Source organism: Streptomyces synnematoformans, from assembly GCF_039531005.1.
Classification (GTDB): Bacteria; Actinomycetota; Actinomycetes; order Streptomycetales; family Streptomycetaceae; genus Streptomyces; species Streptomyces synnematoformans.
This window is the reverse complement of record NZ_BAAAPF010000270.1, coordinates 1-9,742: the sequence shown is the minus strand read 5'-3', so window position 1 is coordinate 9,742 and position 9,742 is coordinate 1. Positions and strand designations below refer to the sequence as shown.

10 protein-coding genes are annotated in these 9,742 nt (G+C 73.7%); 4 read left to right on the top strand and 6 right to left on the bottom strand.

Annotated features, from left to right (window positions below):
- Positions 1–49 precede the first annotated feature (49 nt).
- Both ABD317_RS28535 and ABD317_RS28530 read left to right on the top strand, forming a co-directional pair.
- Positions 50–817, top strand: coding sequence for a Stk1 family PASTA domain-containing Ser/Thr kinase (locus tag ABD317_RS28535; protein WP_344293378.1), 768 nt, complete (start codon positions 50–52; stop codon positions 815–817).
- A gap of 1 nt (position 818) precedes the next feature.
- Positions 819–1,754, top strand: coding sequence for a deoxyribonuclease IV (locus ABD317_RS28530; RefSeq protein ID WP_344293376.1), 936 nt, complete (start codon positions 819–821; stop codon positions 1,752–1,754).
- 98 nt (positions 1,755–1,852) lie between these two features.
- On the opposite strand, the gene ABD317_RS28525 is transcribed toward ABD317_RS28530, so the two are convergent.
- Positions 1,853–2,467, bottom strand: a complete 615-nt coding sequence (locus ABD317_RS28525) for a molybdopterin-dependent oxidoreductase (protein WP_027753720.1) — start codon at positions 2,465–2,467, stop codon at positions 1,853–1,855.
- A gap of 159 nt (positions 2,468–2,626) precedes the next feature.
- Here ABD317_RS28525 and bfr point away from each other — a divergent pair, with 159 nt between their 5' ends.
- Entirely contained in the window at positions 2,627–3,109 is a 483-nt protein-coding gene (gene bfr / locus ABD317_RS28520) for a bacterioferritin (protein WP_027753721.1), read from the top strand.
- A gap of 1 nt (position 3,110) precedes the next feature.
- Here the strand turns inward: bfr and ABD317_RS28515 are convergent, their stop codons facing one another.
- Together ABD317_RS28515 and ABD317_RS28510 are read right to left on the bottom strand one after the other, a co-directional pair.
- The gene (locus ABD317_RS28515) at positions 3,111–3,401 is read right to left on the bottom strand and encodes a (2Fe-2S)-binding protein (protein WP_344293373.1); all 291 of its coding nucleotides are present in this window, start codon (positions 3,399–3,401) and stop codon (positions 3,111–3,113) included.
- Positions 3,402–3,509: 108 nt separating this feature from the next.
- On the bottom strand, positions 3,510–4,871 hold the full coding sequence (locus ABD317_RS28510) for a class II 3-deoxy-7-phosphoheptulonate synthase (protein ID WP_027753723.1): 1,362 nt from the start codon (positions 4,869–4,871) through the stop codon (positions 3,510–3,512).
- Between the two features lie 318 nt (positions 4,872–5,189).
- Here ABD317_RS28510 and ABD317_RS28505 point away from each other — a divergent pair, with 318 nt between their 5' ends.
- Positions 5,190–7,157 carry an anthranilate synthase family protein gene (locus ABD317_RS28505; protein ID WP_344293380.1) on the top strand — a complete coding sequence of 656 codons (1,968 nt, stop codon included), beginning with the start codon at positions 5,190–5,192 and terminating at the stop codon, positions 7,155–7,157.
- 147 nt (positions 7,158–7,304) lie between these two features.
- On the opposite strand, the gene ABD317_RS28500 is transcribed toward ABD317_RS28505, so the two are convergent.
- The 3 genes from ABD317_RS28500 to ABD317_RS28490 form a co-directional block, all read right to left on the bottom strand.
- Positions 7,305–8,333, bottom strand: a complete 1,029-nt coding sequence (locus ABD317_RS28500; protein WP_344293370.1) for a 6-phosphofructokinase — start codon at positions 8,331–8,333, stop codon at positions 7,305–7,307.
- Positions 8,334–8,498: 165 nt separating this feature from the next.
- Positions 8,499–9,143, bottom strand: a complete 645-nt coding sequence (locus tag ABD317_RS28495; protein WP_037781669.1) for a response regulator — start codon at positions 9,141–9,143, stop codon at positions 8,499–8,501.
- A gap of 175 nt (positions 9,144–9,318) precedes the next feature.
- Positions 9,319–9,742: sensor histidine kinase (locus ABD317_RS28490; protein ID WP_344293368.1), on the bottom strand; the 424-nt coding region annotated here is incomplete at its 5' end.

Here is a 9,742-nt window from a genome sequence, read left to right as displayed (position 1 = left end):
CGCGGGGGTCTGGTACATAAACTCCGGGCAGTTCACCAAGGTCCCGTTCGTGCTGGGCAAGACCGAGGCCGAGGCCCGGGACATGCTGTCCGGCGAGGACCTCGACGCCGACGTCGAAGAGGACTTCAGCGACACGGTCAAGCCGGGCCGGGTCATCCGCACCGACCCCGAGGGCGGCAACCGCATACGGCAGGGCGACTCCGTCACGCTCGTGCTGTCCAAGGGCCCGGAGATGGTCGAGATCCCCGAGCTGTACGCGGTCCCGCTCGACGAGGCCAGGGAGAGGCTGCGCGACGCCGGGCTGAAGCCGGGGGTGACGCAGGAGGCGTTCAGCGAGGAGCTGCCCGTCGGCCGCGTGATCAGCACCGACCCGGAGGACGGCGAGAAGATCAAGGCCGGCCGGGCGGTGTCGCTGGTGGTCAGCCGCGGCGAGCCGATCGAGGTCCCGGACGTCGTCGGCGACGAGCAGAGCGAGGCCGCGGCGGAGCTGCGCGCGGAGGGCCTGACGGTCGAGGTCGCCGAGGAGACGGTCCACTCCGAGGAGGACGCCGGCACGGTCGCCGAGACCTCGCCGGAGCCCGGCGCGGAGCTGGGCCGCGGCGACACGGTCACGCTGACGATCTCCAAGGGCCCGGAGCTGGTGGAGGTCCCGGACGTGGTCGACATGAGCGTGGACGACGCCGAGCAGGCCCTGGAGGACGCCGGCTTCACCGTGAACGTGAACCAGATCTTCTTCGGCGACACCGTCTGGCGGCAGTCCGTGGACGGCGGCGACGAGGCCCCGCGCGGCAGCGAGATCACCCTCTGGGTGCGCTGACGTGCCCTCCCGTACGTCCCCCGACCGGCACGGCCCGCGCGCCGGCCGCCCCGGCCCCCGCGCACGCAACCCCGTCGGCAGCCACGTGCCGGTCGCCGGCGGCCTGGCCGCGAAGGGCCTCGCGCACGCGCGCCTGATCGGCGCGGAGGCCGTCCAGGTCTTCGTCGCCAACGCCCGCGGCTGGGCGACGCCGCCCGGCGACCCGGCGCAGGACGAGGAGTTCCGCCGGCGCTGCGCCGAGGCGGACATCCCGGTGTACGTGCACGCCCCGTACCTCATCAACCTCGGCTCGCACACCCCGGCGACGGCGGCGCACTCCGTCGACTCGCTGCGGCACTCGCTGCGCCGCGGCCGGGCGATCGGCGCCCGCGGCGTCGTCGTGCACACCGGCTCGGCGACCGGCGGACGGCCCCGGGAGACCGCGCTCGCGCAGGTGCGGGAGCTGACGCTGCCGCTCCTCGACGAGCTGGGCGACGCCGCCGGGGCGCCGGAGCTGCTGCTGGAGCCGACCGCGGGGCAGGGCTTCTCGCTCTGCTCCCGGCTGCCGGAGCTGGGCGCCTACCTGGACCTGCTGGACCGCCACCCGCGCCTCGGCGTCTGCCTCGACACCTGCCACGTCTTCGCCGCGGGCCACGACCTGGCGGCGGGCGGCGGCGCGAAGCAGCTGCTCGACGAGCTGGTGGAGGTGGCGGGCCCGGGCCGGCTGCGGCTGCTGCACGCCAACGACTCCAAGGCCGCGGCCGGCTCCCGCCTGGACCGGCACGAGAACATCGGCGCCGGGCACATCGGCGCCGAGCCGTTCCGCGAGCTGATGCGGCACCCGGCGACCGAGGGCGTGCCGCTGATCATCGAGACCCCCGGCGGCGGCCCGCGGGGGCCGAAGGCGGCGGCGGACATCGCGCTGCTGAAGGAGCTGCGGGAGCCGGCGGCGCCGTAGGACGGCGGACGGCCCGCCCGGCCAGGCGCGCTCGAAGCGGCCGGTGCCCGACCCGCTGGGCGCCGCTGAGCGCCGCTGAGCGCCGCCGTCGCACCCGCCTAGAGGTCGGGCCCGTCGCCGGGCTCCTCCTGGTACGAGTAGCGCTGCTCGCGCCACGGGTCGCCGATGTTGTGGTAGCCGCGCTCCTCCCAGAAGCCGCGGCGGTCGGCCGTCATGTACTCCACGCCGCGCACCCACTTCGGGCCCTTCCAGGCGTAGAGGTGCGGCACGACGAGCCGCACCGGGAAGCCGTGCTCGGCGGTCAGCGGCTCGCCGTCCTTGTGAGTGGCGAAGATCGTCCGCTCGTCGGCGAAGTCGGCCACCCGCAGGTTGGAGCTGAAGCCGTACTCGGCCCACACCATCACATGCGTGACCTCGGGTGCGGGCGGCGCGAGCCCGAGGAGCGTACGGGCCCGCACCCCGCCCCACTCGGCGCCGAGCATGCTGAACTTCGTCACGCAGTGCAGGTCGCCGACGACGGTCGCGTACGGCAGGGCCGTGAACTCGTCGTGCGTGAGGGACCGCTTCGCGCCGTCCGCGGTGGCCCCGAAGACCTGCAGTTCCCAGCGGTCGGGCTTGAACCGCGGCACCGGGCCGTAGTGCGTCACGGGCCAGCCGCGCTGCAGCCGCTGGCCGGGAGGCAGGTCCCCCTCGTGGCGCTCCGACTGACCCATGACCCCATGGTGGCAGACGTTTGCACATGGTCATGACCGGGGGCGGCCCGGCCGGATGAGGGCATCCGGGATAAGCCTGCACTTACTGGATCGCCCGGCCCCTGTGGTGCAAAGATGCGCCTGACCCGCCACCGACCCACGCGGAGAGGAGCCCCGGTTATGCAGGGCGACCCCGAGGTGCTGGAATTTCTGAACGAGCAGCTCACGGCCGAGCTGACGGCGATCAACCAGTACTTCCTGCACGCGAAGATGCAGGAGAACTTCGGCTGGACCAAGCTGGCGAAGTACACGAGATCCGAGTCGTTCGACGAGATGAAGCACGCGGAGATCCTGACGGACCGCATCCTGCTGCTGGAAGGGCTGCCGAACTACCAGCGCCTCTTCCACGTCCGGGTCGGGCAGACGGTCACGGAGATGTTCCAGGCCGACCGGCAGATCGAGGTGGAGGCGATCGACCGGCTGCGCCGGGGGATCGAGCTGATGCGCGCCAAGAGCGACGTCACGTCCGCGAACATCTTCGAGGCGATCCTGGAGGACGAGGAGCACCACATCGACTACCTCGACACCCAGCTGGACCTGATCGAGAAGCTCGGCGAGGCGCTGTACCTCGCGCAGCAGATCGAGCAGCCGGACGGCGCGTAGCTCAGGCGGCCTCGGCGGCCACCGGGGCTTCCGCGGGCAGCGGGGCCTCCGCGGGCAGCGGGGCGGCGGCGGCCGGCGCGGCGCTCTCGCCCGGCGGCGGCCGGCCCTCCAGCAGTTCGCGGCGGGCGCAGCCCGCGACGCGGCCGAGCAGCGCCTGGATGCGGCGGACGCAGGAGCCGCAGTCCGTGCCCGCCTTGCACTCGGAGGCGATCTGGCGGGGGGTGCAGCGCCCGGCCGAGGCGTGCTCGCGCACCTGCTCCTCGGTGATGCCGAAGCACGAGCACACGAACACACGGACCCCCGGGTCGGGACGATTAGGTAATCCTAACCTTACCCGGCCCGGGGGTCGCCGTGAAAGAGCCGTCCGGCCGTGACCTGCGTTACGCCGCGGCCGGCCCGCTCACTGGTCCCGGTACATCTCAGCGACCAGGAACGCCAGGTCGAGCGACTGGCTGCGGTTGAGCCGCGGGTCGCACGCCGTCTCGTAGCGCTGGTGCAGGTCGTCGACGAAGATCTCGTCGCCGCCGCCCACGCACTCGGTCACGTCGTCCCCGGTCAGCTCCACGTGGATGCCGCCGGGGTGGGTGCCGAGCGCCTTGTGGACCTCGAAGAAGCCCTTGACCTCGTCGAGCACGTCGTCGAAGCGGCGGGTCTTGTGGCCGGAGGCGGCCTCGAAGGTGTTGCCGTGCATCGGGTCGGACACCCACGCCACCCGGGCGCCGGAGGCCGTGACCTTCTCCACCAGCGCGGGCAGCCGGTCCCGCACCTTGTCCGCGCCCATCCGGCTGATGAACGTCAGCCGCCCCGGGATCCGCTCCGGGTCGAGCCGGTCGATCAGCGCCAGCGCCTCCTCCGGAGTGGTCGACGGGCCCAGCTTCACCCCGATGGGGTTGCTGACCTGCGCGGCGAACTCGATGTGCGCGTGGTCCAGCTGCCGGGTGCGCTCGCCGATCCAGACCATGTGGCCGGAGACGTCGTACAGCTTGCCGGTGCGCGAGTCGGTGCGGGTCAGGGACGACTCGTAGTCGAGGACGAGCGCCTCGTGCGAGGAGAAGAACTCGACGGTCTTGAACTCCTCCGGGTCCACGCCGCAGGCGTGCATGAAGCTCATGGCCCGGTCGATCTCGCGGGCCAGGGCCTCGTAACGCTGGCCGGAGGGCGAGGAGCGCACGAAGTCCTGGTTCCAGGCGTGCACCTGGCGCAGGTCGGCGTAGCCGCCGGTGGTGAAGGCGCGCACCAGGTTCAGCGTGGCCGCCGAGGCGTGGTACATCCGCTTCAGCCGCTCCGGGTCCGGGGTGCGGGACTCGGGGGTGAACTCGAAGCCGTTGACCGAGTCGCCCCGGTAGACGGGCAGCGTGACGCCGTCGCGGGTCTCGGTCGGCTTGGAGCGGGGCTTGGAGTACTGCCCGGCGATCCGGCCGACCTTCACGACCGGGACGGAGGCGGCGTAGGTGAGCACGGCGCTCATCTGCAGCAGGGTCTTGAGCTTGTTCCTGATGTGCTCGGCCGAGACCGCGTCGAACGCCTCCGCGCAGTCACCGCCCTGCAGCAGGAAGGCCTCACCCCGGGCGACCGCGCCCAGCTGGTCACGCAGTTGGTCGCACTCGCCGGCGAAGACCAGCGGCGGATAGGTCTGCAGCTCGGCGAGTACGTCGCGCAGAGCCGCAGGGTCCGGCCAGTCCGGCTGCTGCGCCGCGGGCAGGTCGCGCCAGGTCTGGGAGATACCGGCGGCGCTCGTGGCGGGTTCGGCGTTGACAGTCACGCCACCAAGATTACGGGGTCGCCCACACTGCCCCCGCCGGTGACCGACAGGTGAGACGGAGGAGACACGGAGCTGCCGGAGGGGCCGGGGTCAGGCTATGGTTCCGCTCATGTACGCGCTCGACGCCCGCACCTGGTGGTGGCCCGTCCAACCGGCGGCCACCTGATCTCGCGTACCCGTGAACACTCCGCGAAGGCCGCCCGAGGGGCGCCCTTCGGCGTTTCCGCGGGTCGGTCCCTCCGTCGTAGGAAGGAACGATCCGTGCATCATCACCGAAGGTCACAGCCGCAGGACGCGCCGGAGACCGCGCCCGGCGCCGTGCCGGAGACCGCGCCGGACGCCGCCGCCCTGGTCCGCCGGCTGCTGGCCGACGACGCCCCGCCGTTCGCCGTGCTGCGCCGCCGCACCCCCGGCCGCCCCGGCGCGCCCGTGGAGGTCCTCCTCGGCGCCGTCCACGAGGTGGACCGGCTCGCGGACCTCCCCGACGGCGGTGCCGCGCCCGGCCCCGGCACCGGCCGCGCCGCCGGCGCGCTCGCCCTCGTGCCGTACCGGCAGATCCGCGAGCGCGGCTTCGACGTCCGCGACGACGGCACGCCGCTGGCCGTCCTGGTCCCCGACGAGGTCCACGAGCTGCCCGCCGCCGCGCTCCTCGACGCCCTGCCGGACCACCCCGTCCACGTCGCCGACGGCGCCTTCGACGTGCCCGACGAGGAGTACGCCGGGATCGTCGGCCGCGTCCTCGCCGACGAGATCGGCACCGGCGAGGGCGCCAACTTCGTCATCCGGCGCACCTTCGAGGGCCGCGTCGCCGGCTTCGGCGCCGCCGACGCGCTCGCCCTCTTCCGCCGGCTGCTGGCCGGGGAGCAGGGCGCGTACTGGACCTTCGTCGTGCACCGCCCGGGCGTGCGCACCCTGGTCGGCGCCAGCCCCGAGGTGCACGTGCGGATGACCGGCGGGACCGTCGTGATGAACCCCATCAGCGGCACGTACCGCTACCCGCCCGGCGGCCCGGACCGCGCCGGGCTGCTGGCCTTCCTGCACGACGCCAAGGAGATCGAGGAGCTCTCCATGGTCGTCGACGAGGAGCTGAAGATGATGTGCACCGTCGCGCAGGAGGGCGGCGTGGTCGTCGGGCCGCGGCTGAAGGAGATGGCGCACCTGGCGCACACCGAGTACGAGCTGCGCGGGCGCACCGCGCTGGACGCGCGCGACGTGCTGCGCGAGACGATGTTCGCCGCGACCGTGACCGGCTCGCCCGTACAGAACGCCTGCCGCGTCATCGAGCGCTACGAGCCCCCGGGCCGGGACGGGACGGGCCGCGGCTACTACGCGGGCGCGCTGGCGCTCCTCGGCCGCGACGCGGGCGGCGCGCAGACCCTGGACTCCCCCATCCTCATCCGCACCGCCGACATCGGCGCGGACGGCCTGCTGCGGGTCCCCGTCGGCGCGACGCTGGTGCGCGGCTCGCGGCCGGCCGACGAGGTCGCCGAGACCCGCGCCAAGCCCGCCCCGGTGCTCGCCGCGCTCGACGTACGCCCCGCGCCGCCGCGGGCCGCGGGCGGGGGCAGGGCGGGCTTCGCCGCGGACCCGGAGGTGCAGGCGGCACTGGCGGCCCGCCGGACGCACCTGTCGCCGTTCTGGCTGCGCATGCAGCGCGTGCCGGGCCCGCGCGCGGGGGCGGCCGGTGCCCCCGGCCGGGTCCTGGTCGTCGACGGCGAGGACACGTTCACCGCCATGCTCGCCCACGTCCTGCGCGCCTCCGGGGCGGAGGTGGACGTGCGCCGCTTCGACGCGCCCGGCCTGCGGGACGCGGCGCTGGCGCACGAGGGCCCGGTCGTGCTCGGCCCGGGCCCCGGCGCCCCCGGGGACACCGCGGACCCGAAGATGCGCGTCCTGCGCGGGCTGGCCGGCGAGCTGCTGCGCGGCCACCGGCACGGCCTCCTCGGCGTCTGCCTGGGCCACGAGCTCCTCGCCGCCGAACTGGGGCTGCCCCTGGTCCGCAAGGCCGTGCCGTACCAGGGGGCGCAGGAGGAGATCGACTTCTTCGGGCGGCCGGAGACGGTCGGCTTCTACAGCACGTACACCGCCCGCTGCGACCCGGCCGCCGCGGCGGCCCTGGCGGCCCGCGGCGTCGAGCTGAGCCGCGACCCGCGCAGCGGCGACGTGCACGCCCTGCGCGGCGAGCGCTTCGCGTCGGTGCAGTTCCACCCGGAGTCGGTGCTGAGCCTGAACGGCTCGCACCTCGTGTCGGAGCTCCTGAGTGCGCTGGCGGCGGCTCCCGCGTAACGCGGGAACCGCACCGCTCGTTCCGACCGGGGGAAGCCCTCGCTCCCCGCCTGCGCGGGGCCGGCCCGCCCGGCCCCGCGCAGGGCGTTTGCTCCCGCAGCCGCGGGAACACGGCCGCCGGAAGTCGTCTTCCGGCGGCCGGCCCCGTCAGCCGAAGAAGACGCCGACCTCCTCGTACAGCTTCGGGTCCACGGTCTTGATCCGCGCCGTGGCCTCGGCCAGCGGCACCCGCACCACGTCCGTGCCCTGCAGGGCGACCATCTTGCCCCAGTCCTCCTCGTGCACCGCCTGGATCGCGTGCAGCCCGAAGCGGCTGGCGAGCCAGCGGTCGAACGCGCTGGGCGTACCGCCGCGCTGCACATGCCCGAGGACCGTCGTACGGGCCTCCTTGCCCGTGCGCTTCTCGATCTCCTTCGCCAGCCACTCGCCGACGCCCGACAGCCGGACGTGCCCGAAGGCGTCCAGGGACTCGTCCTTGAGCACCATGTCGCCGTCCCTGGGCATCGCGCCCTCCGCCACGCACACGATCGGCGCGTAGCTGGCCTTGAAGCGGGAGGTCACCCAGCCGCAGACCTTCTCGACGTCGAAGCGCTGCTCGGGGATCAGGATCACGTTCGCGCCGCCGGCGAGCCCGGAGTGCAGGGCGATCCAGCCGGCGTGCCGTCCCATCACCTCGACGACGAGGACGCGCATGTGGGACTCGGCCGTGGTGTGCAGCCGGTCGATGGCCTCGGTCGCGATGTTGACCGCGGTGTCGAAGCCGAAGGTGTAGTCGGTGGCGGACAGGTCGTTGTCGATGGTCTTCGGCACGCCGACGACCTTGATGCCGTACTCGTCGGAGAGCCGCTGCGCGACGCCGAGGGTGTCCTCGCCGCCGATGGCGATGAGCGAGTCCACCTCCAGCTTCCCCATGCTCTCCTTGATCCGCTTGATGCCCCCGTCGATCTTCAACGGGTTGGTGCGCGACGAGCCGAGGATTGTTCCGCCGCGCGGCAGGATGCCGCGTACGGCGGGGATGTCCAGGGTGACGGTGTCGGCTTCCAGGGGCCCGCGCCAGCCGTCACGGAAGCCGGTGAACTCGTACCCGTGCTCCTGGACGCCCTTGCGGACGACGGCCCTGATGACCGCGTTGAGCCCGGGGCAGTCACCGCCACCGGTCAGTACTCCTACCCGCATCACGTGTTCCCTTCTGACGGTCGTGACCCCGCTGCAGCAACGCTAACGGTGATCCAGCTCACACGACACGGAGCGAGCGGGATTACCGCACCAACCTGTCAATTCGGCGGCGGGGTTCACCCGGTGGAGGGACCGGGGGTAGGGGAACGGCGCGCGGGGCCCGGCTCAGCCGTCGTCGAGCCCGCGTTCGATGGCGTAGCGCACCAGCTCGACGCGGTTGTGGAGCTGGAGTTTGCCGAGGGTGTTCTGCACGTGGTTCTGGACAGTGCGGTGGGAGATCACGAGGCGCTCGGCGATCTGCTTGTACGAGAGCCCCTTGGCGACCAGGCGCAGCACCTCCGTCTCGCGGTCGGTGAGCTGGGGCACCTCGGGCTCGTCGGCGCTCTCCGCGGCGGGCTCGCCGGCCAGCCGGCGGTACTCGCCGAGCACGAGGCCGGCGAGGCCCGGGGTGAACACCGGGTCGCCCTGGGCGGTGCGGCGGACGGCCTCGATCAGCTCCTCGGTGCTGGCGGACTTCACGAGGTAGCCGGTGGCGCCGGACTTGACGGCTTCGAGCACGTCGGCGTGCTCGCCGCTGGCGGAGAGCACCAGCACCCGCACCGCGGGCTGCGCGCCGACGACCTCCTTGCAGACCTGCGCTCCCGGCAGCCCGGGCAGGTTGAGGTCCAGCACGAGCACGTCCGGCACGACGGCCCGCGCCCGCCGGACGGCCTGCGGCCCGTCCCCGGCGGTGGCGACCACGGCGAACCCGGCGGTCTCCAGATCGCGGGCGACGGCGTCGCGCCACATGGGGTGGTCGTCGACGACCATCACCCTGACCTCACCGCTGACTTCTCCGACCACCTCGGCTCCCTCCCTGCTGCCGGCGGACGCACGGTTGTCCGCGGACCATGGTGGCGCATGTCGACAGTTTCAGCACGTATCGCCTCCCGCGGGGCCGCACGGTTGCCGCGGGGCGGGCGGCGTTCTCCGCGCGGGCGGGTGGTCAGGTGCGGGGGGTGGCCGGGGTTGGGGGGAGGCGGAGTTCTACTTCCGTGCCCTGGCCCGGGGTCGAGACCCACTCCGCCGTGCCGCCCAGGTCGCGCAGGCGGCCGCGGATGGACTGCGCGACGCCGAGCCGGCCCTCCGCCGCGGCCGCCGCCAGGCGGCCCCGGGGGATGCCGGGGCCGTCGTCCCGTACGGTCACCACCACCGTGCCGTCCGGCTCCTCCTCCAGCAGCACCCACGCTCGCGCCTCCGGCCCGACGTGCGTGCGTACGTTGTCGAGCGCGGCACCCACCGCCGCCGCCAGCTCCCGCGCCGCCTGTGCCGGCAGCGCCACCGGCGTGCCCGGCTCGGCGACGGAGACGTGCGGTCCGCTCAGCGCCAGCAGGAGCAGCCGCAGGGACTCCGGCTCCCCCGTACCGCCG